Raw genomic sequence first — 23,880 nt, 5'->3', positions numbered from 1 at the left:
GATCAAGGTCTGGCGCTGAGTCTGCGTCAGTGATGAAGTGAGAAGGGCGCCCTTGGGCGCCCTTTTTTTGGTTCTTCGCCGATGTGCGGGACGAGAATGAGCGCGCCTTGACTCTCTCCGGGCGCGGTGGTCGGTGGGTCGGGCGCTGGGTCCCCATGCCCTTGGAGGCGAAATAAAGGGGGAGGGGGCGGCCGCAGGCCGACGCCGGAGGACATTCGCCGGAAAGGGCATGGGGACCCAGCGCCCGACCCACCGACCACCGCGCCCGGAGAGAGTCAAGGCGCGCTCATTCTCGTCCCGCACATCGGCGAAGAACCAAAAAAAGGGCGCCCAAGGGCGCCCTTCTCACTTCATCACTGACGCAGACTCAGCGCCAGACCTTGATCTGGTCGTTGTCCACGCGCTGCATCGGCTGGCCCGGCTTACAGCTGAACGTCGCGCCGAAGGCCGGCAGGTTGGACAGCGCGCCGTTGGTGCGCCAGCGACCCGGGGCAAGGATGTCCGAAGTCAGGCGCTGGGCGGCTTCGTTGGGCGAAAGCTGCTGCGGCCACAGGCTGGCCCAGGCGCGGAAGAAGCCCTGCTGCGCGGCCGGCTTGGCCGCCGGGTCCACCGCCTTGTAGGCCTCCCAGGCCAGTTCCACACCGGCCAGGTCGGCGAGGTTCTCTTCGCGGGTGAGTTCGCCATTGACCTTGGCACCCTTCACGCCCGGGAAGTCGTATCCGCTGTACTGCGCGGCCACGCGGCTGCCGAGCAGCGTCCAGGCGGTCTTGTCGGCCGGCTGCCACCAGCTGCGCAGCTCGCCCTTGGCATCCACCAGCGCGCCCTTGGCATCGATGGCACGGGTCAGTTCGTGGGCGACCAGCGCGCCGTAGCTGCCGTACTTGTCGGCGCTGTCGGCCTTGGCATTGAACACCGGGCTCTGCAGCACCGCAGCGGTGACGATCAGCCGGTTCTGCGCGATGTCATAGGCCAGTGCCGGCTGCTGCGGCAGCACGTCCCAGCGACGGTCGGCGTTGCCCTTGCCGATCCGCTTCATTTCTTCGCGGTGGCGCCAGGTCGAGGCGATCAGCATGTTGCCGCCGAAGCTGCCACGGCCCATCGGCTGCACGCTGTAATCCAGGTCGCGCAGCGGCGTACCGATCTCGATCTTCAGCGCGGCCAGCTTGGCCTGCGCTTCGGTCTTGGCTTCGGCGCTCATCCAGGTGCTGCGCTTGACCGCGTCGATCTGCACTTCACGGATCTTGTCGACGATCACTGCGGCCTGGCGGCGATCATCGGCGGACAGATAGCGGCTGGCGTACTCGCGGCCAAGCATCGGGCCGGCAGCGACGTTGATCGCATCCAGCGTCTGTTCCCAGCGCGCCGGGGCGATGGTCTCGCCACGGATCACCCGGCCGCGGAATTCGAACTCGGCATCGCGGTAGGCCTTGGACAGGTACGGCGCCATCGCATCGCCCACGCGCCAGCGCAGGTAGGCCTTCCACTGGTCCGGCTTGATCTTGGTGACCATGCCGTCGAGCTGCTTGAACAGCGCCGGATCGGCCAGCGAGACCAGGTCGTCGTTGACGCCCTGGACCTTCAGGAACGCATCCAGCTGCAGGTTGCGATAGCGGCTGGTGAGGTCCTTGGTGGAAATCGGGGCGTAGTTGTTGAACGGGTTGTTGATGCCGGCCAGCGACTGCGCGTTGCGCGCCAGCTCGGTTTCCAGCGCGATCACCGCCTGCGACTCTTCATCCAGCTTGGCCGCCGGGGTGCCGGTGAGGGCCAGGATCTGCTTGACGTAGGTGCGGTAGCGGCCCATCAGCGCCACGGTGTCGGCATCGGTGCGGGTGTAGAACGCCGGGTCCGGCAGGCCCATGCCGCCCTGCATGAAGTAGCCGATGTGACGGTCGAGCGCCTTGAGGTCCACGTCCGGGGCGAAGTTGAAGGCCACCGGGATGCCGACCTGGTGCAGGGCGGCGATCGAGGCCGGAACGTCCTTGGCCTTCTTGATCGCGTTGATGCGGGTCAGCAACGGGGCGATCGGGTTGGAACCATCGGCTTCGATGGCCGCTTCATCCAGGCCGCTGGCCCAGAAGTCGCCGAGCAGCTTCTGCACGTTGCCCAGCGGGGTCTTCATCGATGCATCGAGCAGCTCGCGCTGCTGCTGGCGGGTCCGGTCGGCCAGCTGCCCCAGGGCGGTGGTGGCACCGGTCTGCGGTACCGGGTTGGCCTTGAGCCAGTTGGCGTTGGTGGCATCGTAGAAGTCGCTGCACTGCGCGCTGACCGCCGGCGCACGTGCGGCCTTCTTCTTCGGCGCAGCGTGCGCATCGTGTGCGATGACCAGGGAGGCCAGGCTCAGGCCCAGGGCAATGGCGAGCGGACGGAGGTTGGACATGTAAAGCGAATCCAGTGTGGATTGGGATCGCGCGAGTGTACCAAGCAAAGCGAAAAGAGCGTGATGGGCGGCGGCCCCAAAAACAAAGGCCCGGGAAATCCCGGGCCTTTGCCTGCATCACCTCACGCGGTGGCGCGATGGCTTACCAGATTACGACCTGCTGGTCGCCGGCGCGGACCATCGGCGAACCGGCCTTGCACTGGAACGCCGCGGCGAAGGTCGGCAGGTTCGACGGCGCGCCCATCGCGCGGAACTGCGCCGGGGCGTGCGGATCGGTGGCCAGGCGGACCTTGGCGTTCTCCGGGGTGTACTTGGTGCGCCACACGGTGGCCCAGTTGAAGTAGAAGCGCTGATCGCGGGTGAAGCCGTCGATCTTCGGATCTTCCTTGCCGGCGGTGGCCTTCTGCAGGGCGTCGTAGGCGGTCGCCACGCCGCCCAGGTCGGCGATGTTCTCGCCCAGGGTCAGCTTGCCGTTGACGGCCTGGCCGTCCACCTTGTAGCCATCGAACTGCTTGACCAGCTTGTCGGTCAAGCCGCTGAAGTTCTTCTTGTCGGCCGGGCTCCACCAGTCTTCCATGTTGCCGGTCGGCCCGAAGCGGCTGCCCTGGTCATCGTAACCGTGGGTCATTTCGTGGCCGATCACCGCACCGATGCCGCCGTAGTTGAGCGCGTCGTCGGCCTTGGGATCGAAGAACGGCGGCTGCAGGATCGCGGCCGGGAACACGATCTCGTTCTGCAGCGGGTTGTAGTACGCGTTCACCGTCTGCGGGGTCATGCCCCACTCGGTCTTGTCCACCGGCTTGCCGATCTTGGACAGGGCGAACTTGTAGTTGAATTCGTTCGCTGCGCGCACGTTGCCGAGGTAGCTGTCGCGACCGGTGGTCAGGCCGTTCCAGTCACGCCACTTGTCCGGGTAGCCGATCTTCGGGGTGAAGGTTTCCCACTTGGCGATCGCCTTGGCCTTGGTCTCATCGCTCATCCAGGTCAGGCCCTGGATGCGCTCCTTGAGCGCGGCGGCCAGGTTCTTGACCAGTTCTTCCATCTTGGCCTTGGCTTCCGGCGAGAAGGCGACCTTGACGTACAGCTGGCCGAACGCATCGCCGGCATCGTTTTCGATGGTGCCCAGCACGCGCTTCCAGCGCGGCTTCATTTCCTTCTGGCCGTTCAGCGTCTTGCCGTAGAAGTCGTAGTTTTCCTGCACGAACGCGTCGGCCAGGTACGGCGAGGCGCTGTCCACGGTGTGGAAGCGCAGGTAGGCGCGCCACACCGACGGATCGGTATCGCCCAGCGCCTTGCTCACTTCCTGGTGGAAGGACGGAATGGCCAGCGAGAACTTCTCCGGCGCGGCAATGCCCTGGGCCTTGAAGAACTCGGTCCAGCTGAAGTTCGGGGTCAGCTTGTCGGCGTCGGCCACGGTGACCGGGTTGTAGAACAGCGAGACATCGCGCGACAGCTCGGCGCTGGACTTGGAGGCCTTGGCCAGGCGCGTTTCGAACTTGACCACGTCCGCGGCCTGCTTGGCCGCGTCGGCGGCGGCTACGCCGGACAGTTCCAGCACCTTGGCCACGTGGGCCTGGTAGGCCTTGAGCTTGTCGGCGTTCTTGGCGTCGGTGTAGTAAGTGGTGTCCGGCAGGCCCAGGCCACCCTGGCTGGCGTAGGCCAGGTTCATGCTGGAATTCTTGAAGTCCGCTTCCGGACCGAAGCCGAACAGCACGTTGTCGCCCTTGGCCGCGCTGGTGCGCAGGTAGGTGGCGATGGCGTCCTTGTCCTTGAGGCCGTCGATGGCGGTCAGGTCGGCCTTGAGCGGCTCGATGCCCTGGGCGTTGATCTTGGCTTCATCCATGCCGGTGGCCCAGAAGTCGCCGACGATCTTCTCGATGCCGTTCGGGTTCTTGACCGCCGCGACCTGCTCGGCGAGCTGGTGCTGCACGGCGACCGAGCGCTCGTCCAGGATGGTGAAGGCGCCCCAGCTGGTGCGGTCGGCCGGGATTTCATTGGCCGCCAGCCACTTGCTGTTGACGTAGTCGCCGAAGGCGCCGCAGGCGTCCATCGTGGTGTCCAGGTCGGACGGGTGGAAGGCGTTGTAGGCCGGCAGCTTGCTGTCGTCGAGCTTGTACTCGGTGGCCGCAGCGGTGGCGGTCGGCGCGGCGGCGGAGGCCGCGGTGTCCGCAGCCGGGGTGTCTTTCTTGCCGCAGCCGACCAGCGCGGCCGAAACGGCCAGGGTCAGCAGGACGATCTTGGGAGTGCGGATCACGTGGGTTGGCCTCCAGGCCTGAATGCATCGGGGGATGGCCCCCCACAGGGGAGCCGTGGGCCAGACGATACGCCGCTGGCTCGACCTGCAAGGGTGTCGAAGGTCATGGCTGTTGGCAAGCCGCACCTTCACCGGGTGGTCGGCCGGATCCGGCACGCTGTGACACCCGCACCGGCAAAGGCCGACGGCGGGCGCGACAGGCTGCTCGGGGCGGGTATATATAGAGCGTCATGACAAACCCTTCTGCGCAGACCTGGGACGCGATCATCATCGGCGCCGGCCACAATGGCCTGGTCTGCGCCGCCTACCTGGCGCGTGCCGGCCGGCGGGTACTGGTGCTGGAGCGGCGCGGGGTGGTCGGTGGCGCGGCGGTGACCGAGGAGTTCCACCCCGGCTTCCGCAACTCGGTGGCCTCCTACACGGTGTCGTTGCTGCAGCCCAAGGTCATCGCAGACCTGGACCTGCCCGCGCACGGCCTGCGCGTGGTTCCCCGGCGGATCAACAATTTCCTGCCGCTGCCGTCGGGACAGTATCTCTTGGCGGGCAGGGGGATCACCCAAGCCGAAGTACGCCGTTTTTCAGTACGCGATGCCGAACGCCTGCCGTTGTATGAGCAGCGTCTGGAGGTGTTTGCCGATGTGCTGCGTGCGCTGGCCTTGCAGGCGCCGCCGAACGTAGGTGAGGGAGGCTGGCTTCGACGGCTGCCTGCGTTGTGGCGCGCGGCGCGGCTGGGCCGCCAGCTGCAGTCGCTCAGCCCGGCACTGCAGCAGGAACTGCTGGACCTGTTCACGATCTCTGCGGCGGAGTACCTGGACCGCTGGTTCGAAAGCGATGCGATCAAGGCGCTGTTCGGTTTCGATGGCGTGGTGGGCAACTACGCCAGCCCTTATGCGGCCGGCACGGCCTACGTGCTGCTGCACCACGCCTTTGGGGAGAGCAACGGCGTCAAAGGCGCCTGGGGCCACGCGATCGGCGGCATGGGCGCGATCACCCAGGCGATGGCGCGCGCGGCGACGGCCGCCGGTGCCAGCATCCGGGTGGATGCGGGCGTGGCGTGTGTGCTTGTCGAAAACGGTCGGGCGGTCGGTGTTGAAACCTTGGATGGCCAGCACATCCGTGCACGCGCGGTGGTGGCCAACGTCAATCCGAAACTGTTGTACGAACAGCTGCTGGCGCCGGAGGAAGTGCCCGTCGCCACCCGCGAACGCATGGCGCAGTGGCGCTGTGGCTCGGGCACGTTCCGCATGAACGTGGCGCTCTCGCGCCTGCCCGATTTCAGCGTGCTGCCGGGGCCAGGCGACCACCTGACCGGGGGCATCATCATCGCTCCGTCGCTGGACTACATGGATCGCGCTTTTCAGGACGCGCGCGCGCACGGGTGGTCGCACGAGCCGATCGTGGAGATGCTGATTCCGAGCACGCTGGACGATTCGCTGGCACCGCCCGGCCAGCACGTGGCCAGCCTGTTCTGCCAGCACGTGGCCCCCCACTTACCGGATGGACGCAGCTGGGACGATCATCGCGAGGAAGTGGCGGATCTGATGATCGCCACGGTGGAGAAGCACGCGCCGGGCTTTGCGGCGTCGGTGCTGGGGCGTCAGGTGTTGAGTCCGCTGGATCTGGAACGCATCTTCGGCCTGATCGGCGGCGACATCTTCCATGGCGCGCTGAGCCTCAACCAGCTGTTCAGCGCGCGGCCTATGGTGGGGCAGGCCGATTATCGGGGGGCGTTGCCGGGATTGTATCTGTGTGGCGCCGGCGCGCATCCCGGTGGCGGTGTGACCGGAGCGCCCGGGCACAATGCCGCGCAGGTGATCCTGCGCGGGTGACCTTAGCGTACATACGACATCGGCCACTTGCGTGGCCGATGCGTGTTGCGTCGCTGCGTGGCGCTGGGGTCAGAGACCGCCGCCGCCGCAGCCCTTGCCGAGGTAATCATCGATCAACTGGAGCTGGTCGCCCATGATCTTGCGGGTCCACGCCGGGCCGTGTGCGTAGTCGGCAATGGCGTGGTACTCCACCGGCTGGCCAGAGTTCTTGGCCTTGGCCACGAACCACTCGGACTGCTCGATGGGCACCGTCTGATCGCGATCGCCGTGGTAGACCATCAGCGGAATCTTCATCTCTGCCGCCTTGTCCAGCGGGTTGAGCCCGTCCACGGTCTTGGCCTGCGCCTGGCGGAAGAAGGGATTGGTGTAGAACCGTGCCCAGATCTTCTTGATGTCCGACACGCCGGCGCCGGCGATGGCACACTTGTACAGTCCATTCGGACGCACCGACGCTGCGAACGCGGCATAGCCACCGTAGGAGAAGCCGAACATGGCGATGTGGCCAGGCTGCGCGATCTTCTGGTCGATCATCCACCTGGCGCCGTCATCCTTGTCGTCCTGCATCTTCTGGCCCCATTCGGCATCACCGGCCATCCAGAGCTGGCGGCCCCAATCGGCCGAGCCACGGAACTGTGGCCGCAGTACTGCCATGCAGCGCGATGCCATCAGTGGCACCCACATGGATCCATCGAAACCAAGGTTGTCGCGCCCCCACGGGCCGCCATGCGGATGCACGACCGCCTTCCATGGGCCAGCACCGCACATCTCGACGTTCGGCGTGGTCAGGAAGGCGGGAATGTCCAGTCCATCGCGGGCTTTGTAGTACACCAGGCGGGTATCGCCGAGCGCCGCAGGGTCCACGTCCGGGTAGGACTTGGCCAACAGTGTCAGCTTGCCGTTGTGGAACAGGTAGTACTCCGGCGGGTTGGACGGACCGGACACGACGACGACCACGGTCTTCAGGTCCGCCGTGTGATCGACCAGCCGCAGGTTGCGACCCGTATCGTAGTTGGTGGTAGCGCTCTGGCCGGTAGCCAGATCGACCAGCCGCAGCGGTGTCTGGGTGATTCCCAGCGCTTGACGCAGGCCCAGGTCCAACGCCTTGAGTCGCGGTGAGGTCCACTCCACGTCATAGCCGAGCGGGCCGCTGTAGTCCACCCCGAGAATCTCGCCCAGTGGCAGGCCTTCCACCCCCTTGAAGCGATTCATTTCCAGACCGCTGGCGTTGAAGTACTTGTGCTCGAACAACACTTCCTTCTGCTGGCGCGCGGCGATGTCGTACTCGTACACGATCGACTTGTCGCGTCCAACATTGCTCAATACGAATGCGATGTTGGCGTCGTTGGCGAAACCGATCACCTGGTTGACGTCGCGGTCCTTCACGTAGGAACGGAAGTGCTGCTCCCAGGTGTTGGTCTGCGGGTTGCGGAACTCGGTGGCGATGTAGGCGCCGTTGCCATCCAGGTCCTGGCGCAGGCGCGCGCGCAGGTTGCTGTCCAGGTCGGTGATGTAGCCGGCCACGCGCTCTTCGGTTTTCTGGATACGTTGCGCGGTGAAGTCGCGCACATTGACCTTGTAGACGTCACCGGAATTGCTGCCCGAACCGTTGACCACCAGGATGTGGTCCGGGTCGTTGGGCAGCGTATCCAGTACGGTCGAATTGGAGAGCGCCTGCTCCAGTTCCTCGTTGCGGCTGGTCACGCGCGGCGGTGCAATGGGTTCCTTCCACTGCTTGCCTTCAATATCGGTGATGAAGAACTTGCTGATGAAGGTCTTGGTGACGCTGTCCTGGCGCAGGTCGTAGGGCTGCCAGAGCGTTACCGCCAGCAGTCCGTTCTTGATGAAGGTAACGCCTTGGAACTTCATGCGTCCGGCGCCGATCACCGTCGGGGCCTGATCGAGTGCATCGGTTTTCCAGACCAGGATGACGCGTTCCTCGCCCTTGGCCTGCAGCCCGGCAAGGTAGCGGCCGTCGGGTGAGAGGGAGAGGCTGGAAACCTGTGGGAACGCGGCGAGCTGCTGGATGCTGGGGGGTGTGGGCTTGGCATGGCTCACCAGCGGCATCGCCAGTGCAATCGCCAGTACGCTGGCGGTCAAAGCGTTGAGGTGCATGGAGGCTGTTCCTTCCTGGACTGTTGGAAGAGGCAAAAAAAAACCGCCGCCCGGGAGGGCGGCGGCTTCATCCCACGATCAGAAGCTCTTGCTGATGTTCACGAAGTAGGTGCGGCCGACGTAGTCATAGCCGCTGTACAACGGGGCATTGCCCACGCGATTCAGGGCGCCCGACGAAATCATCGGCGGCTCCTCGTTGCGCAGGTTGCGCACACCGGCCGTGACGGACCACTTGTCGCCGGTGTATTCGGTCGACAGCGCGTGCAGGAAGTAGCTCGGCACGTCGAACTTGTAGATCGAGGTTTCCTTGTCCAGCTCGTAGTAGTCGTAGCTCTGCATCTTGTTGACCCAGTCCAGGCCATAGCGGAACTTCCACTTGTTCCAGGTATAGACCACGTCGAGGGTGCCCGACTTGTCCGGGGTGTTCAGGTTGCCGTTGTAGTCGATCAGCTCGTCGTCCTTGAACAGCTTGTTGGACTGTTCAAGGAAACGGGTGACCTGTGCGGTCGCACGCAGACTGCCCGGGCCGAGGTCACGGGTGTAACGCAACGTGAAGTCCAGGCCGCGCACCTTGTCCGTTGCCAGATTGACGTAGCTGTCATGTACGGTCAGCTGACCGTTCAGCGGATTGCGTTCGTCGATCAGACGGCAGAAGCCGCCGCCGGCGCGGAAGTCCGGGTTGTTGTAGCACAGGTCCAGGATGTTGGAGCCGCCCGCACGCGCCACGCCATTGCTGACTTCGATGTTGAAGTAGTCCACGGCCAGCGAGAAGTTGCCGACTGCCGAGGAGAACTCCGGTTGCAGCACGATGCCGCCGGTGAAGTTCTTCGAGGTTTCAGCCTTCAGGCCGGCCTCGGCGCCACCGGCCTGCAGCACGGTAACCGACTGGGTGGCCTGGAAGTCAGGTGCCAGGCCTTCCGATGCGCAGTTGCGCGCCAGCGTGGTACCCGGATCGTTGCCGTACGTGTTGCAGGGATCGAACTGATTGCTGAGGAAGCCGCTGGTGGCACCAAGGAACTGTTCAAACAGCGCCGGAGCGCGGTAGGAGGTGCCGTAGGACGCACGGAAGGACACCCACTTCACCGGGGTCCACAGGCCGCCGATCTTGTAGGTGTGGTCCGAACCGTAGGACTGGTAATCGGTCCAGCGTGCAGACACGTTGAAGGTAAGTTCTTCGGCCGCGGTGACGCCGGACAGCACCGGGATCTCCAGCTCGCCGAAGACTTCCTTCACCGAGTCCTTGCCCCGGGTCGGGGTGGACGAAGTGAGGTTGTACAGGTTGCCGTTGATCGAATCGATCGACGGGGTGTCGTCGATCTTCGCGCGACGGTATTCGGCACCGACCGCAGCGCGCACATCGCCGTAGGGCAGCGAGAACAGCGGACCGCTGAAGGACACGTTTGCGGTGCTTTCGGTGTACAGCGTGTTACCGGTGACGGGCACGAACACGTAGTCGCGCCATGCCTGCGGCAGCTGGCCGCCGACCACTGCACTGGTCAACCTCGGAGCGGCGACGCAACCATCGGAAACGTCCACGCAGCGGAAGCCACCTGCGCCGTCGGCAACCACGTTGAGGCTCTTGCCCAGGCGGTCGGTGAGGAACGACTCCATGGTGTAATCGGCGTCGGAACGCGAACTGCTCAGGGAGAAGTCGTAGTCCCAGGTCGAGGTCACGTGGCCGCGCAGGCCGGCAGTGCCCTTGAAGAAGTCGACCTTCTGCGAGCTCTTGTCGTTGCCGTAGCCGATGAAGGCGCGCACGCCCACGCCGCCACCGAAGTTGGACGAAGCCAGGTTGGCCGGGATCAGCGGACTGCCGCGCAGGTAGTCCAGCGACAGCTGGCGATACCCGATCTGATCGGATTCGCGGCGGCTGCCCAGCAGTTCGAAGTACGCTTCGGCGTCGCCCATCACGCCCAGGTCCAGGCCGCCCTGCAGGAACAGGGTATGGGTCTCGGCGCCGGAGATCAGCGAGCGGTTCAGCGTGCGGGGATCGAAGGTGTCGCGGATGTTGCTGTTGGTGGTCTGGCCACCGCCCACGCCTTCGAAACCGACCAGGCCGGTGCTGATCGCCGAATTCGGGCGCCAACGGTTGAAGGTGGTGCCCCGCGCCCCTGCGGCGGCAACGCCGGTCAGGTTCTGGGTACCGATGGTGTTGATGGTGACGCCGTTGGAGCCGGTGCCGGTGATCGGATAGCACTTCGGCTGACCGGTCAGCGGATCGATGGTGTCACCACTGCCCCACGGGCCGCCATTGGCAGCGCGGCGGTAGTCCGTGTTGCAACGGGTCCAGTCGCGGTCGTTGAGGCTCAGTGCGTCGCGGTTGTAGTACTCATACGAGCCGGAGATGTGACCGGAGGCGCCGGTCTTGCCGGCAACGATCGCATAGCGGCGCTCTTCACCGCCGCCGCCATCGGTGGCGGTCTGGCGCGCTTCGAAGGTAACGCCGTCGATCTTGCTCTTGGTGATGATGTTGATGACGCCGGCGACCGCGTCGGAGCCGTAGACGGACGAAGCGCCGTCCTTCAGCACTTCCACGCGATCGACGATGGCGTCGGGCAGCACGTTCAGGTCGGTCGCGCCGACCGAGCCACGCGAACCGGCCGGTGCGATGCGGCGGCCGTTCATCAGGATCAGGGTGCGGGTCGGGCCGAGGCCACGCAGGCCCACGGTGTTGGCGCCAGGGCCGCCGTTGGTGACGTAGCCGCCGTACGCATTGTTGATCTGCGCCGAACCAGCGGTGATTCCGGTGCTCTGCAGCACGCCAGCGGTCGACTGGAAGCCCGCCAGGGTGGTCTCTTCACGCGTGATGACCTGAACCGGCGACACCGAGTTGAACACGTCGCGGCTGATGCGCGAGCCGGTCACGGTGACGGCTTCAAGATTGGTGGCGGCGGTCTTTTCGGCAGACTTGCCCTGCACCTGATCTGCGCTCTGGGCGAAGGCCGGCGTGCCTGCGGTGAACAGCACGGCCGTAGCCAGTGCGAAGCTCAGCGGATTCCGGCTGAGCGACTTGCGATTCATCATGTTTGGATCCCCTTGAACTAGCGTTTGCGTAAAACACCGGCGGCATTGCACCCCTGGCGTCTCCCTGTGCCTTGGAACGGGACTGGAGCATCTATGCCCCTCCCGCAATCAGCTTCACAAGCCGATGACGCGAGGTTAACACGGGCTTAACATTGGATGTCAAGCATTCATCAAGAGGTCATAGAGACAGGGTAGGCAAAGGAGGGTTGAGAGGATCGTTTTCGGCGCAAGTGATTGATTGATAGACGATATATTTGTTTCATTTGAAATTATTTCGACGAGTAATCGTGGCCTGCCTCTGACGAGGACATGAAAATCGTTCGATTTTCATTCAGTTTCAGGTGCGAGCGCCATCCCTGGATGCGGTCCGTCAACGCGGCTCAAAACCCTGTCACCGGTCACCAGCGCGCGCTGGTCAGAGGGGCCCACCACCCTCTACGGTCGTCTCCGAGTGCAGCCAACCGGCACCGTTGTGCGGGCGGCACAAACAGGGATCGGCGTCGGACAAGGTTGTATAGTCACCGGTTCCATGCGTTTTCCCCGGAGTCATGCAGTGAGCAGCAGCCAGACGCGTCGCCCCCACGCCAGCCAGGTGCAGAAGGGTCTCAGCCCGCATCCGCGCATCCGCAACGTGATCGCGGTCGGCTCGGGCAAGGGCGGGGTGGGCAAGTCCACCACGGCGGTGAACCTGGCGGTGGCGCTGGCCAGCCTCGGTGCGCGCGTGGGTCTGCTGGACGCGGACATCTACGGCCCCAGCGTGCCGGCGATGCTGGGCCTGAGTGGTCGTCCGGAGAGTCCGGACAACAAGTCGATCGAGCCGATGCGCGCGTTCGGCGTGGAGACCATGTCGATCGGCTACCTGATCGAGGACGAGACGCCGATGATCTGGCGCGGTCCGATGGCCACCTCGGCGATGACGCAGTTCTTCAACGACACCCTCTGGGACGATCTGGATTACCTGCTGATCGACCTGCCGCCGGGCACCGGCGACATCCAGCTGACCCTCACCCAGAAGATTCCGCTGGCCGGTGCGGTGATCGTCACCACGCCGCAGGACATCGCCACGCTGGATGCGAGGAAGGCGCTGAAGATGTTCGAGAAGGTGGAGGTGCCAGTGCTGGGCATCGTGGAGAACATGGCCGTGCACACCTGCAGCAACTGCGGCCAGGTGGAGCATCTGTTCGGCGAGGGCGGCGGTGAGCGCATGGCCGCGCAGTACGGGGTGCCGTTGCTGGGCTCGCTGCCGTTGGAAATCGGCATCCGCGAGCAGGGCGATGCCGGCACGCCGATTACCGCTGCCGCGCCGGCATCGCTGGCTGCGCAGGCCTACGTGCACGCCGCACAGCGGCTGATCGAGGAAGTGGCCAAGCGCCCGCGCGCCAGCATCCCGATCCTGTCCTCGCTGATCTGAGTCATTGCCGCCACGATCGTGGTCGGCACGGCACAAGGCCCGGCACTGCCGGGCCTTGTCGCATCAGGGGCAGGGCAGCGGGTGGCAGTCGCCGCTGGTCGCGGCCGGGGTGGCTGTTTAGAATCGTGGCCCGGGCGCCCGTTGGCGGTGCCGTTCCTTATCGCACCCAGGACCCCCCATGAGCATCAAGAGTGACCGCTGGATCCGTCAGATGGCCGAACAGCAGGCGATGATCGAGCCGTTTGAAGCCGGCCAGGTCAAGCAGGCCAACGGCCAGCGCATCGTCAGCTATGGCACCTCCAGCTACGGCTATGACGTGCGCTGCTCGCGCGAGTTCAAGGTGTTCACCAACATCAACTCCACCATCGTCGATCCCAAGCACTTCGACCCGGGCAGCTTCGTGGATATCGTGGGCGACGAGTGCATCATCCCGCCGAATAGTTTTGCGCTGGCGCGCACGGTGGAGTACTTCCGCATCCCGCGCGACACCCTGGTGGTGTGCCTGGGCAAGAGCACCTATGCGCGCTGCGGGATCATCGTCAACGTGACGCCGCTGGAGCCGGAGTGGGAAGGGCATGTGACCCTGGAATTCAGCAACACCACGCCGCTGCCGGCGCGCATCTATGCCAACGAAGGCGTGGCCCAGATGCTGTTCTTCCAGGCCGACAAGGACGATATCTGCGAGACCTCCTACAAGGACCGCGGCGGCAAGTACCAGGGCCAGACCGGCGTCACCCTGCCGCGGACCTGATGACCACGCGGGTGGCGCGGCGCACCTGATCAATCCCCGGGCGTGYTGCGGCGTCCCGGCCTGGTAGAGCCGACCGTTGGTCGGCTGCCTCTGCGGTTACCGTTACCCATCAATGATGGCGACCACAAAAAAAGCGCGGAGTACTCCGCGCTTTTTTGTGGCTTGGTCCGAGTGCGGCAGGGTAACCGGAAAGCAGCGGACCAAAAGCAGCGGACCAACGGTCCGCTCTACTTGCCGCGGCCGAACAGCAGCCCGATGCCCACCGCCACCAGCACCACCGGCCACCAGGTGAGGATCAGCTTCCCCATGTTCATGTTGGTCCAACCGAGATTGCTGGCCAGCAGGAACAGGCCGACGAGGATCAGGACGATGGCAGCGACGAGGTTGGAACGCATCAGGGGCAGGGTCCGTTAGGGCTGGGGCGAATATCCTAGCCGTTCCTTCCACAGCGCGACACGTTGGGTCAGTACCTCCGGATCGTAACGGTGCGCCTGACCCTGGCCCCAGACCGGTCCCGGCCAGGCCGGATCGCCGACGTGGCGGCCGATCACGTGGAAATGCAGCTGGCGCACGATGTTGCCCAGCGCCCCGATGTTGATCTTCTCCACGCCATCGGTGCCCTTGAGCGCCTTGCACGCCCGGTTCAACTCCGTGCGCAGCTTGTCCTGCTGATCGCCATCGAGGTCGATCCACTCGGTGATGCCGGCCAATCGAGGCACCAGGATCAACCACGGGTACCGCTCGTCGTTCATCAACCGCACTTGGGACAACGGCCCTTCTGCTACCAGAACGCTATCGGTGGCCAGGCGTGAATCCAGTTCGAACTCGCTCATCCAAGATGCTCCGCTAAGAAGTCCAGGGTGCGTTTCAGCGCCAGGGCGGCGCTGTCTGGATCATACGCATGTCCGACGCTGCGGTTGAAGCCATGGTCGGCCGGGTACACGAACGTCGGCATCTGCGGCAGCTTCTGGCGGTGGGCGGCGATGGCTTCTGGTGGAATGCTCTTGTCCTGCGCGCCGAAGTGGAACATCACCGGCGCCTTGGGCGTCTCATCCAGGAACTGCACGTTGCGCGCCCCGTAGTAGCTGACCGACGGCAGGCCCAGTCGCAGCGCCGAGAGCAGGGCGATGCTGCCGCCCCAGCAATAGCCGACGGTGCCAACCTTGCCGGCCGGCGCCAGCCGGGACGCGGCGGCGCGGACGATCTCCAGCGCCTTCTCCACCCCCAGCGCATTGACCCGTTCCAGCCCCTGCTTCACCCCCTCCGGGTCGTAGGGCAGGGCGTCCGGATCGGCGTCCACCCCGTCGATGAGATCGAAGAACGACGGCGCCAGCACCGCGTAACCGGCGGCGGCAAAGCCTTCGGCGACCTCGCGCACGTGCGGGTTGACCCCGAAGATCTCCTGGATGACCACCAGCCCGCCGCGAGGCTTGCCGTCCGGGGTGGCCTGCCAGGCGCGGACCGGACCGTGATGCGTATCGAGCGTGACCCACTCACCCATGATGCAGGACTCCTGTTGGTTCATGCGTTCATTATCCGGTCCCGGCGGGTTAGCGCGATGTCAGGGGCGGTGCCGGATCTGGCGGCATCGGCCGAACGCGATTCAGGGCGTGGCCCGCAACGCCGGTATACTTGCCGCCGTTTCCGGCCCCAGGTCCCCACGCCATTCCGGCATGGGCCCAGGCCCCCAGAGTCCCGCGATTCCATGTCCCAGCTGAACCCCAAAGTCGGTTTCGTCAGCCTTGGCTGCCCGAAGGCCCTCGTCGATTCCGAGCGCATCCTCACCCAGCTGCGGTCCGAGGGCTACGACATCGTGCCCTCCTACGATTCGGCCGATGTGGTGGTGGTCAACACCTGCGGCTTCATCGATTCGGCCGTGACCGAGTCGCTGGACGCGATCGGCGAGGCGATGAACGCCAACGGCAAGGTGATCGTCACCGGCTGCCTGGGCAAGCGTCCGGAGCAGATCCGCGAGGCCTATCCGAACGTGCTGGCCGTGTCTGGCCCGCAGGACTACCTGAGCGTGATGGAAGCCGTGCATGCCGCGCTGCCGCCCAAGCACGATCCGTTCGTGGACCTGGTGCCCGACTACGGCATCAAGCTGACCCCGCGCCACTACGCCTACCTGAAAATTTCCGAAGGCTGCAACCACAAGTGCAGCTTCTGCATCATTCCCTCGATGCGCGGCAAGCTGGTCTCGCGTCCGGTCGATGAGGTGCTGCGCGAAGCCGAGCGGCTGGTGCGCGGTGGGGTGAAGGAACTGCTGGTGGTGTCGCAGGACACCTCGGCCTATGGCGTGGATGTGAAATATGCCGAGCGCATGTGGCGCGACAAGGCCTACCAGACACGGCTGAAGGCGCTGTGCGAAGGCCTGTCCGAACTGGATGCCTGGACCCGCATGCATTACGTCTACCCGTACCCGCACGTGGATGAGATCGTGCCGCTGATGGCCGAAAACCGGATACTGCCGTACCTGGACATTCCGTTCCAGCACGCCAGCCCGCGCATCCTCAAGCTGATGAAGCGCCCCGGTGCGGTCGACAAGACCCTGGAGCGCGTGCAGCGCTGGCGCCAGCTGTGCCCGGACATCACCGTGCGATCGACCTTCATCGTCGGCTTCCCCGGTGAGACCGATGCCGAGTTCGAAGAGCTGCTGGCGTTCCTGGACGAGGCGCAGCTGGACCGCGTCGGCGCGTTCGCCTACTCGCCGGTCACCGGCGCCACCGCCAACGACCTGCCCGGTGCGGTGCCTGAGGAAGTGAAGCAGGAGCGACTGGCCCGCTTCATGGAACGCCAGGCGGAGATCTCCGCCGCGCGCCTGGAATCCAAGATCGGCAGCGTGCAGCAGTGCCTGGTCGATGCGATCGAGGACGGCATCGCGGTGGCCCGCTCCAAGGCCGACGCGCCGGAAATCGACGGGCTGGTGCATATCCAGAACGCCGAAGAGGCCAAGCTGCGCGTGGGTCAGTTCGTCGATGTCGACATCACCGAGAGCGACGACCACGATCTGTTCGGTGACGCGATCATCGTTGCCGGCGCGCGCAAGCCGTTCGACCTGCAGGTGTTGTGACCGCCGCGGCGTCCGCCGAGACCGGCGGTCGCCGCCGCTTCGTCGCGCCGCCGCGTGCTGCGGTGGACGCGATGTGCTTCGCGCAGCCRCTCTACGCAGGGCTGCGCGAGGTCCAGGATCTGCTGACGGCGGCCGACTGGCCGAGCGTCCGGATGCTCGACGCACGCCTCTGCCTGCCGCACCGGCATCTGGTCGAACAGGACGCGGCATTGCTGGCCGACGGCCTGCATTACGAAGTGCGCATTGCCGAACGTGGCCAGATCGCCACGCGTGCGGACAACTGGCACGACCTGTTCAACGCCCTGATCTGGGCGCGCTACCCGGCCATCAAGCAGGCCCTCAACAAGCAGCAGTGCCGCCACATCGCGGCGATGCCTTCCGGGCAGCGCAACCGTGCGCAGGCGGCGCTGACCCAGTTCGACGAAACCGGCGTGATCGTGCGCGTGCGCGATCCGGCGCTGCTGGAGGCATGGGACCGGCATGACTGGTCGGCGCTGTTCGTCGACGGGGCAGGCGCATGGCGCGAGGGCGACATCGCGGTGGCGGCCGTGATCGGCCATGCGTTGATGGAACAGGCGCTGTCGCCCGGGCGGCTGCTGGTAGGCAAAGGTGTGGTGGTGCAGGGCGATGATGACGCGCGCGCTGTCGCGCAGGTGGCGGCGCTGATCGAGCGCGGACGCCTCCTCAGCGATCCACTGGAGCTGCGGCCGCTCCCGCTGATGGGCATCCCCGGCTGGCATGCAGGCCAGGATGCCGCGTTTTACCAGCAGGCCGGGTATTTCCGCCCCGCGCGCGCGGGAAGGAACTATCCCGCGCCATCAACCGGGTAGAGCCGGGCCATGCCCGGCTGGCCGCGCGCAGCGCGGCAATGATCGCAGGCGGGTAGAGCCGGGCCATGCCCGGCTAGCCGCGCGCAGCGCGGCAACGATCGCAGGCGGTAGAGCCGGGCCATGCCCGGCTGGCCGTGCTACCGGCCTTCGCCGGTCGGGTACTCCACCGCCAGGATCGCAAAGCCGTGGCGCCCGCTCGGCAGCTCCACCTCAAACGCGTCATCCACGCGCTTTTTCAACAACGCCCGCGCCAGCGGCGAATCGATGCTGATCCATCCCGTCGGCGCGTCGGTCTCATCCGGACCGACGATGCGATAGCGGCTCACCTCGCCGCTGTCCACGTTTTCCAGTTCCACCCATGCCCCGAAGAACACCGCCTGCGGGTCGGTCGGCGGCTGGTCGACGATGCGCAGCGCGTCCAGCCGCTTGGTCAGGTACCGCACGCGGCGGTCGATCTCGCCCAACTGCTTCTTGCGGTAGGTGTATTCGGCGTTCTCCGAGCGGTCGCCTTCGGCCGCGGCGGCTGCCAGTGCCTTGACCACGTCCGGGCGGCGCACGCGCCACAGGTCGTCCAGTTCGACTTTCAGCCGCTGGTGACCCTGTGCGGTGATCAGGGCCGTACTCTTTTCCGCAGGGGGACGCCAACGCGACATCAGGTCTGTCTGTGCTCTTGGAAAGGTGCCGCGCCCGACGGCGCGACACGCAGTATCAACGTTTGCCGCCGAAAATACCGCCAAGCAGGCCGCGCACGATCTGGTTGCCCAGCTTGGTACCCACGGTGCGCGTGGTCTGCTTGGCCATGGTCTCGATCATGCCCTGGCGGCGCTTGGTGCCGAAGATCGCATCCTTGATCGACTGGCCGAAGCCGCCTTCCTGCGCCTCGTCCTGCTGACGCGTCCGCGCGGCAGGGGCATCGGCCTGTGCGACCGACTTCTGCGCGCGTTGGGCCAGCAGTTCCGCCGCCGATTCGCGGTTGATCGCAGCGTCGTAGCGCGTGCCGACCGGGCTGCCAGCGCGCACCTGCGCACGTTCGGCCTCGGTGATGGCGCCCATCCGGCAGCGCGGCGGCGCGATCTGGGTCTGTTGCACGGGTGAGGGAATGCCCTTGTCCTGCAGCGTGGACACCAGCGCCTCGCCGGTGCCCAGCTTGGCCAGTACGGCGGCGACATCGAGCTTGGGATTGGGCACGAAGGTTTCCGCTGCGGTCCTTACTGCCTTCTGGTCGCGCGGGGTGAACGCGCGCAACGCATGCTGCACCCGGTTGCCCAGCTGGCCGAGGATGTTGGCCGGCACGTCATCGGGGAACTGCGAGCAGAAGTACACGCCCACGCCCTTGGAGCGGATCAGCCGCACCACCTGCTCGATGCGCTGGACCAGCGCCGGTGGCGCATCGTCGAACAGCAGGTGCGCTTCGTCGAAGATGAAGACCAGCTTGGGCTTGTCCAGATCGCCCACTTCCGGCAGCGTCTCGAACAGTTCGGACAACAGCCATAGCAGGAAGGTCGAATACAGCCGGGGCTTGAGCACCAGCTGGTCGGCGGCAAGGATGCCGATCACGCCACGACCATCGTGGTTGACGCGCATGATGTCGGCCAGTTCCAGCGCCGGCTCGCCGAAGAACGCTTCACCGCCGTCCTGCGACAGGCGCAGCAGCGAACGCTGGATGGCCGCCACGCTCTGCGCACTGACCAGCCCGTATTCGGTGGAGATGTCCTTGCGCTCTTCTGCGACCAGGCCGAGCAGGGCGCGCAGGTCGTCCAGGTCGAGCAGCAGCAGGCCGCGGTCATCGGCCAGCTTGAACACGATGTCGAGCACGCCGGACTGGGTGTCGTTGAGTTCCAGGATGCGCGCCAGCAGGGTCGGGCCCATTTCGCTGACGGTAGTGCGCACCGGGTGGCCGAGCTTGCCGTACAGGTCCCAGAACACCGTCGGGCTGGCGGCAGGCGCGTAATCGGTCACGCCGATCTCGGCGGCGCGCTGCAGCAGCGCCTCGGTGCCCGCGCCGGCCACGGCCAGGCCGGCCACGTCGCCCTTCACATCGGCCAGGAACACCGGCACGCCGATCCGCGAGAAACCKTCGGCCAGGGTCATCAGCGTGACGGTCTTGCCAGTGCCGGTAGCGCCGGCCACCAGGCCGTGGCGGTTGCCCAGGCGGGGTTGCAGGGTCACGGCGATATCGTCGGTGATGCCTTTGCCGAGCAGGATCGGATCCATGGTCAACTCGCTTGTGGAGGTGCTATGTGAATGGGCAGGATTCTAAACGTCGGCGCAGGCCGGGTCGCTTGGCGGGTTGCCCCGATGCAAGCGGCGCGGCTACTCTGCCCCATCTTTCGCACACAGTGCCAAAAATGCCCGTTCCTGTCTTGCTTGTCCGTGGTTGGCCGCTGTTGGCGCTGGCTGCAATGCTGTCATTCGTGCCAGAGGCACATGCCCAGCGGGTTTCCGCGCGTGATCGGGTCAAGGTCGAGGCGCTGGAGCAGCGCATGGCCGCGGCCGAGAAGCGCTACCGCGCCGCGCTGGTGCTGGTGGCCAACGCCGATCCCAAGGGCAAGAACGAAGGCGACGCCGCGCTGGAGGACATGGAGGACGTGATCAGCGCCTGCGTGGCCCAGAAGGGCTGCCAGGTGAGCAACATGCTGCCGGCCTACAAGCGCCTGCTCAAGGACAATGCCGACACCCGCGACAGCGAAGGCGATGAACTGGCCAGCGATGGCGGCCTGCTCGAAGCCGATCCGGACCACACCGGGCCGTTGGCTGCCGACGTGCCTGAGGCGGCACGCGCCGCAGCGCTGCTCAATGACAAGCGCCACGCCTTCGACAGCATGGTCGAGTACAACCCGGCCGTGCAGGCCGGCATCCGCCGCTGGCTGACCGACATGCGCCCGGCGTTGATGACCACCTACGAGAACTACCAGAACCTGCGCGCGGTGATGTGGCCCGAGTGGGAGAAGCGCGGCCTGCCCGAAGCGTTGCTGTTCGGGATCATGGCCAAGGAATCCAACGGCCGCGTGCATGCGTCCTCGCGCGCCGGTGCGGCCGGGCTGATGCAGTTCATGCCCGCCACCGGCCGTCGCTTCGGGCTGGGGCCGGACGGCACCGGCTTTGACACCCGCTTCGACGCGCGCAGTGCCGCCGAGGCCAGTGCCACCTACCTCAACGAACGCATGCGCGAGCTCAACAACAACGTCGAGCTGTCGCTGGCCGGCTACAACGGCGGTGAGGGCCGTGCCGCGCGCGTGTTCAAGCAGAGCGCCGGGCAGAGCTTCTGGACCGACAGCGTCTACAACCAGTTCCCCGGCGAGACCAAGGATTACGTGCCGATGGTGATCGCCGCGGCGTGGATCTACCTGCACCCGCAGCAGTACGGCGTGGAGTTCCCGAAGATCAGCGCGCAGCCGGCCACCATCCGCCTGGCCAAGTCCACCACCATCTACGAGCTGACCATCTGCCTGGGCAGCGCCGGCACCCGCGATGGCTACATGCGCGCGCTGCGCAACCTCAATCCGCGTTACGAAGCCGACGGCTGGATCCCGGCGGGCACCACGATCAACGCCACCACCCGCATCGCCGGGCTGTACAACCGCTATTGCGTGAGCGGCCCGCGCGCCGATCTGGCCCGTACGCTGATCACCGCCGACCTCAACGCGGCGATCGTGCGCCCGAGCGTGGCCAGCTATACCGGCAACGTGGCGGTGGGCAGTGTGGTGCCGGTGACGCAGGTCCAGGCCAGTGCAGTGGCGGCCACGCCGATCGCACCGGTGGCCACCCCGGCCGCCAAGCCCAAGGCCAAGGCCAAGCCGGTACGCAGCCACAAGGTGGGCAAGGGCCAGACGCTGGGCGCGATCGCCGACAAGTTCCAGTGCGACGTGCGTGAACTGGCGCGCGCCAACGGGCTCAAGGCCCCGGCGTACGCGCTCAAGCAGGGCCAGGTGCTCAAGCTGCAGGGCTGCGACAGGTAAGCGCGGGCCGGATCGGGTAGGCTGCCGGCATCACGCCTGCGGCCCCCGCGCCACAGCACATCCATCGCCGGCCGTGGCGTTTCGCCGCGGCCCTCAGGTACACGCATACAGGACAGCAAGATGGATATCACCGCGATCAACGAGATGTTCGCCAACATCCGCGAGAACACCGATTGGGACCTCAACGGCCCGATGCTGTGGGGCTACTTCTTCGTCAACACCACGCCGGAGCCGCTGACCGGCCTGTCGGAAAAGCTGGTCGAGCTGGGCTACACGCTGGTGGAGATCTTCGAGCCGGACCTGGAAGAAGGCGAAGCGCCGTATCACGTGCTRCACGTGGAGCGCGCCGAAGTGCACACCGAGGCCTCGCTGGACGCCCCGTAATGMCTGCAATGCCGGCCAGCGGCCGGCACCACCGGTTACTTCAAGGTGGCCAGCGCCTGCCCCAGCTGCACGGCGTGCTCGGCATCCAGATGCGGGGCGAACTCGGCCACGCCCGGCGGCAGCAGCACGATCACCGTGGAGCCGTAATTGAAGCGCGCCATTTCCGCGAACCGCTCCAACGTGATGCCCTTGCCGCGGTAATCCTTGCGGGTGATGGTGTCGCCGTAGGCGGGAATCTCTTCGCCACCCCACACCGTTTCCACGCCCGACACCAGCAGCGCACCGACCATCACCGACACCATCGGGCCGAAGTCGGTATCGAAGTGACAGACCAGGCGCTCGTTGCGCGCAAACAGCCCCGGCACCTTGTTGACCGCCGCCGGACCGACGCTGAACAAGCGCCCGGGCACGTGCACGGTCTCGCGCAGGGTGCCGGTCCACGGCATGTGCACGCGGTGGTAGTCCTTGGGCGAGAGGTACACGGTGGCAAACAGGCCGTGGCGGAAGACCTCGGCATCGGCGGCGTCGCCGAGCAGCTCGGCGGCGGTGAACGACTGGCCTTTGGCCTGGAAGATGCGGCCGTCTTCGATCGCGCCGAGCTGGCTGATGCGGCCGTCGGCGGGCATCACCAGCGTGCGCGGATCGGACGACGGTACGCGGGCGCCGGGCTTGAGCGCACGGGTGAAGAACTGGTTGAAGGTGGCGTAGCTGCGCGGATCGGGGTTGGCCGCTTCGGCGAGGTTGACGCCGAACTTCTCGGTGACGGTGTCGATCAGCCAGCGCGCGATCCGCGGGTTGCTGGAATACGCCAGGCGTCGCGCCATCGAGGACAGCAGACGGTGCGGCAGGACGTAGCTCAGCGTGGTGGTCAGGCTCATGGTGCGGTCTTCTCGGTCAGCATCTGCAGGTCGCGGGCAATGGCCTGCGCATTGAAGGGAGGGCGGATCAGGCCGGCAAGCCTGCCCTCCGGGTCCAGCACGGCCAGGCTGGCCGAGTGCTCGAGGGTGTAGTCCTCGGGATTCTCGTCGAAGTGCTTGCCGGGTACTTTCTGGAAGACGAAGCCGAGCGACGTGGCGAAGCGCTCCAGCGAGGGCACATCGGCGGTGGCGGCCAGGGTGTCCTTGTGGAAGGCGTGCACGTACTCGCCGAGGCGGGCGAGGGTGTCACGCTCGGGATCGACGGAGATGAACACCAGGCGCGGGCGCAGGGATTCGGGCTGGGCTTCCCATTGTTTCTGCGCCTTGGCAAGGTCGGCCAGGGTGGTGGGGCAGACGTCGGGGCAGAAGGTGAAACCGAGGAAGACCAGGGTCCAGTGGCCCTTGAGCTCGCCGGGGATCAGGCGGGTGCCGTCGGACTGGCCAAGGTTGAAGTCGGGCAGCGGGCGCGGCTGGGGGTAGAAGGTGATCGATTCGGTGGCGGGCCGGTCGCTGGTCGGCGTGGGCGCGAACACTTTCTGCGCGGCGACCAGGCCAAGGCCGGCGGCCAGCGCGATGAGCAAGATGATGCCTGCGTTGCGATTGAACATGGAAAGCCCGTTCCCGGAAGGGGCCACCATGATAGGGGTGGTGGCGGCGCTGTTGGGTTTTTTGGGCCGCAGCCGAAGCCGAAGCCGAAGCCTTGGTGCAGCGATCGGAGGCGGCGCCGGCAYGGGTGGGGTTGCGGGGCACGCWGCAAGTACGTCCYTGTAAGCTCCTGCGGCGCATCCATGCGCCGCAAGGGCCCCGCAACCCCACCCATGCCGACGCTTGACAGTTGGCTGGTGCCCATTGGGACAAGGCAGGGCAAGAGCAGGGGAAGAGCAGGGGAAGAGCAGGGGAAGAGCAGGGGAAGAGCAGGGGAAGAGCAAGGGGAAGAGCAGGGGAAGAGCAGGGGAAGAGCA

At 66.0% G+C, this 23,880-nt stretch carries 18 protein-coding genes; 7 read left to right on the top strand and 11 right to left on the bottom strand.

All coding sequences use genetic code 11. The features are described from left to right. Positions 1-367: 367 nt before the first annotated feature. Positions 368-2,377 (bottom strand): M13 family metallopeptidase, encoded by a 2,010-nt coding sequence (locus AC1DR7_RS16980; RefSeq protein ID WP_457321434.1) that lies wholly within the window; start codon positions 2,375-2,377, stop codon positions 368-370. Between the two features lie 142 nt (positions 2,378-2,519). Continuing rightward, on the bottom strand, positions 2,520-4,631 hold the full coding sequence (locus AC1DR7_RS16975; RefSeq protein WP_478051619.1) for a M13 family metallopeptidase: 2,112 nt from the start codon (positions 4,629-4,631) through the stop codon (positions 2,520-2,522). A gap of 230 nt (positions 4,632-4,861) precedes the next feature. Here AC1DR7_RS16975 and AC1DR7_RS16970 point away from each other — a divergent pair, with 230 nt between their 5' ends. Beyond that, on the top strand, positions 4,862-6,460 hold the full coding sequence (locus AC1DR7_RS16970; protein WP_478051618.1) for a phytoene desaturase family protein: 1,599 nt from the start codon (positions 4,862-4,864) through the stop codon (positions 6,458-6,460). A gap of 69 nt (positions 6,461-6,529) precedes the next feature. Here the strand turns inward: AC1DR7_RS16970 and AC1DR7_RS16965 are convergent, their stop codons facing one another. Both AC1DR7_RS16965 and AC1DR7_RS16960 read right to left on the bottom strand, forming a co-directional pair. Further along, entirely contained in the window at positions 6,530-8,572 is a 2,043-nt protein-coding gene (locus AC1DR7_RS16965) for an alpha/beta hydrolase family protein (RefSeq protein ID WP_457320994.1), read from the bottom strand. A gap of 78 nt (positions 8,573-8,650) precedes the next feature. Beyond that, positions 8,651-11,593 (bottom strand): TonB-dependent receptor plug domain-containing protein, encoded by a 2,943-nt coding sequence (locus AC1DR7_RS16960; RefSeq protein WP_256774600.1) that lies wholly within the window; start codon positions 11,591-11,593, stop codon positions 8,651-8,653. A gap of 556 nt (positions 11,594-12,149) precedes the next feature. On the opposite strand from AC1DR7_RS16960, the gene apbC reads away from it, so the two are divergent. Further along, entirely contained in the window at positions 12,150-13,007 is an 858-nt protein-coding gene (gene apbC, locus AC1DR7_RS16955; RefSeq protein ID WP_256777716.1) for an iron-sulfur cluster carrier protein ApbC, read from the top strand. A 178-nt stretch (positions 13,008-13,185) separates the two neighbouring features. Next, the gene (dcd, locus tag AC1DR7_RS16950; protein ID WP_038687170.1) at positions 13,186-13,758 is read left to right on the top strand and encodes a dCTP deaminase; all 573 of its coding nucleotides are present in this window, start codon (positions 13,186-13,188) and stop codon (positions 13,756-13,758) included. Positions 13,759-13,985: 227 nt separating this feature from the next. Here dcd and AC1DR7_RS16945 read toward each other — a convergent pair whose 3' ends face one another. The 3 genes from AC1DR7_RS16945 to AC1DR7_RS16935 are packed head-to-tail and all read right to left on the bottom strand — an operon-like array spanning position 13,986 to position 15,259. Then, positions 13,986-14,153 carry a LiaI-LiaF-like domain-containing protein gene (locus tag AC1DR7_RS16945; RefSeq protein ID WP_019182647.1) on the bottom strand — a complete coding sequence of 56 codons (168 nt, stop codon included), beginning with the start codon at positions 14,151-14,153 and terminating at the stop codon, positions 13,986-13,988. A gap of 15 nt (positions 14,154-14,168) precedes the next feature. Beyond that, positions 14,169-14,591, bottom strand: a complete 423-nt coding sequence (locus tag AC1DR7_RS16940; protein ID WP_256774602.1) for an HIT domain-containing protein — start codon at positions 14,589-14,591, stop codon at positions 14,169-14,171. Beyond that, positions 14,588-15,259 carry a dienelactone hydrolase family protein gene (locus tag AC1DR7_RS16935; protein ID WP_457320867.1) on the bottom strand — a complete coding sequence of 224 codons (672 nt, stop codon included), beginning with the start codon at positions 15,257-15,259 and terminating at the stop codon, positions 14,588-14,590. Before AC1DR7_RS16935 ends, AC1DR7_RS16940 begins: the two co-directional genes overlap by 4 nt. Before the next feature lie 204 nt (positions 15,260-15,463). On the opposite strand from AC1DR7_RS16935, the gene rimO reads away from it, so the two are divergent. Together rimO and AC1DR7_RS16925 are read left to right on the top strand one after the other, a co-directional pair. Then, positions 15,464-16,828 (top strand): 30S ribosomal protein S12 methylthiotransferase RimO, encoded by a 1,365-nt coding sequence (gene rimO / locus AC1DR7_RS16930; RefSeq protein ID WP_256774604.1) that lies wholly within the window; start codon positions 15,464-15,466, stop codon positions 16,826-16,828. After that, positions 16,825-17,658 (top strand): DUF3025 domain-containing protein, encoded by an 834-nt coding sequence (locus AC1DR7_RS16925; RefSeq protein ID WP_457320871.1) that lies wholly within the window; start codon positions 16,825-16,827, stop codon positions 17,656-17,658. Before rimO ends, AC1DR7_RS16925 begins: the two co-directional genes overlap by 4 nt. A gap of 137 nt (positions 17,659-17,795) precedes the next feature. On the opposite strand, the gene greB is transcribed toward AC1DR7_RS16925, so the two are convergent. Together greB and AC1DR7_RS16915 are read right to left on the bottom strand one after the other, a co-directional pair. Further along, the gene (greB, locus tag AC1DR7_RS16920) at positions 17,796-18,311 is read right to left on the bottom strand and encodes a transcription elongation factor GreB (protein ID WP_478052946.1); all 516 of its coding nucleotides are present in this window, start codon (positions 18,309-18,311) and stop codon (positions 17,796-17,798) included. Between the two features lie 55 nt (positions 18,312-18,366). Next, entirely contained in the window at positions 18,367-19,872 is a 1,506-nt protein-coding gene (locus AC1DR7_RS16915) for a helicase HerA-like domain-containing protein (protein ID WP_478076568.1), read from the bottom strand. Positions 19,873-20,006: 134 nt separating this feature from the next. Between AC1DR7_RS16915 and AC1DR7_RS16910 the strand changes: the two genes are divergently transcribed. Together AC1DR7_RS16910 and AC1DR7_RS16905 are read left to right on the top strand one after the other, a co-directional pair. Then, entirely contained in the window at positions 20,007-21,617 is a 1,611-nt protein-coding gene (locus AC1DR7_RS16910; RefSeq protein WP_457320890.1) for a transglycosylase SLT domain-containing protein, read from the top strand. Positions 21,618-21,737: 120 nt separating this feature from the next. Then, a complete protein-coding gene (locus AC1DR7_RS16905; protein ID WP_478076567.1) occupies positions 21,738-22,001 on the top strand; it encodes a ribonuclease E inhibitor RraB in 264 nt (87 codons plus the stop codon). Positions 22,002-22,036: 35 nt separating this feature from the next. Here the strand turns inward: AC1DR7_RS16905 and asd are convergent, their stop codons facing one another. Next, on the bottom strand, positions 22,037-22,879 hold the full coding sequence (gene asd, locus AC1DR7_RS16900; protein WP_256774611.1) for an archaetidylserine decarboxylase: 843 nt from the start codon (positions 22,877-22,879) through the stop codon (positions 22,037-22,039). Beyond that, positions 22,876-23,526, bottom strand: coding sequence for an SCO family protein (locus AC1DR7_RS16895; protein WP_256774612.1), 651 nt, complete (start codon positions 23,524-23,526; stop codon positions 22,876-22,878). Before AC1DR7_RS16895 ends, asd begins: the two co-directional genes overlap by 4 nt. Positions 23,527-23,880: the final 354 nt, after the last annotated feature.

This window comes from Stenotrophomonas sp. P5_A9 (assembly GCF_056400525.1).
This window is presented reverse-complemented; position numbering and strand designations above follow the sequence as displayed.

Excerpts from the sequence above, each read along its gene's own strand:
- AC1DR7_RS16980 (WP_457321434.1), bottom strand. The coding sequence starts at position 2,377 with ATGTCCAACCTCCGTCCGCTCGCCATTGCCCTGGGCCTGAGCCTGGCC.
- AC1DR7_RS16970 (WP_478051618.1), top strand. The coding sequence starts at position 4,862 with ATGACAAACCCTTCTGCGCAGACCTGGGACGCGATCATCATCGGCGCC.
- AC1DR7_RS16965 (WP_457320994.1), bottom strand. The coding sequence starts at position 8,572 with ATGCACCTCAACGCTTTGACCGCCAGCGTACTGGCGATTGCACTGGCG.
- AC1DR7_RS16960 (WP_256774600.1), bottom strand. The coding sequence starts at position 11,593 with ATGAATCGCAAGTCGCTCAGCCGGAATCCGCTGAGCTTCGCACTGGCT.
- dcd (WP_038687170.1), top strand. The coding sequence starts at position 13,186 with ATGAGCATCAAGAGTGACCGCTGGATCCGTCAGATGGCCGAACAGCAG.
- AC1DR7_RS16945 (WP_019182647.1), bottom strand. The coding sequence starts at position 14,153 with ATGCGTTCCAACCTCGTCGCTGCCATCGTCCTGATCCTCGTCGGCCTG.
- AC1DR7_RS16940 (WP_256774602.1), bottom strand. The coding sequence starts at position 14,591 with ATGAGCGAGTTCGAACTGGATTCACGCCTGGCCACCGATAGCGTTCTG.
- AC1DR7_RS16935 (WP_457320867.1), bottom strand. The coding sequence starts at position 15,259 with ATGGGTGAGTGGGTCACGCTCGATACGCATCACGGTCCGGTCCGCGCC.
- rimO (WP_256774604.1), top strand. The coding sequence starts at position 15,464 with ATGTCCCAGCTGAACCCCAAAGTCGGTTTCGTCAGCCTTGGCTGCCCG.
- greB (WP_478052946.1), bottom strand. The coding sequence starts at position 18,311 with ATGTCGCGTTGGCGTCCCCCTGCGGAAAAGAGTACGGCCCTGATCACC.
- AC1DR7_RS16910 (WP_457320890.1), top strand. The coding sequence starts at position 20,007 with ATGCCCGTTCCTGTCTTGCTTGTCCGTGGTTGGCCGCTGTTGGCGCTG.
- asd (WP_256774611.1), bottom strand. The coding sequence starts at position 22,879 with ATGAGCCTGACCACCACGCTGAGCTACGTCCTGCCGCACCGTCTGCTG.
- AC1DR7_RS16895 (WP_256774612.1), bottom strand. The coding sequence starts at position 23,526 with ATGTTCAATCGCAACGCAGGCATCATCTTGCTCATCGCGCTGGCCGCC.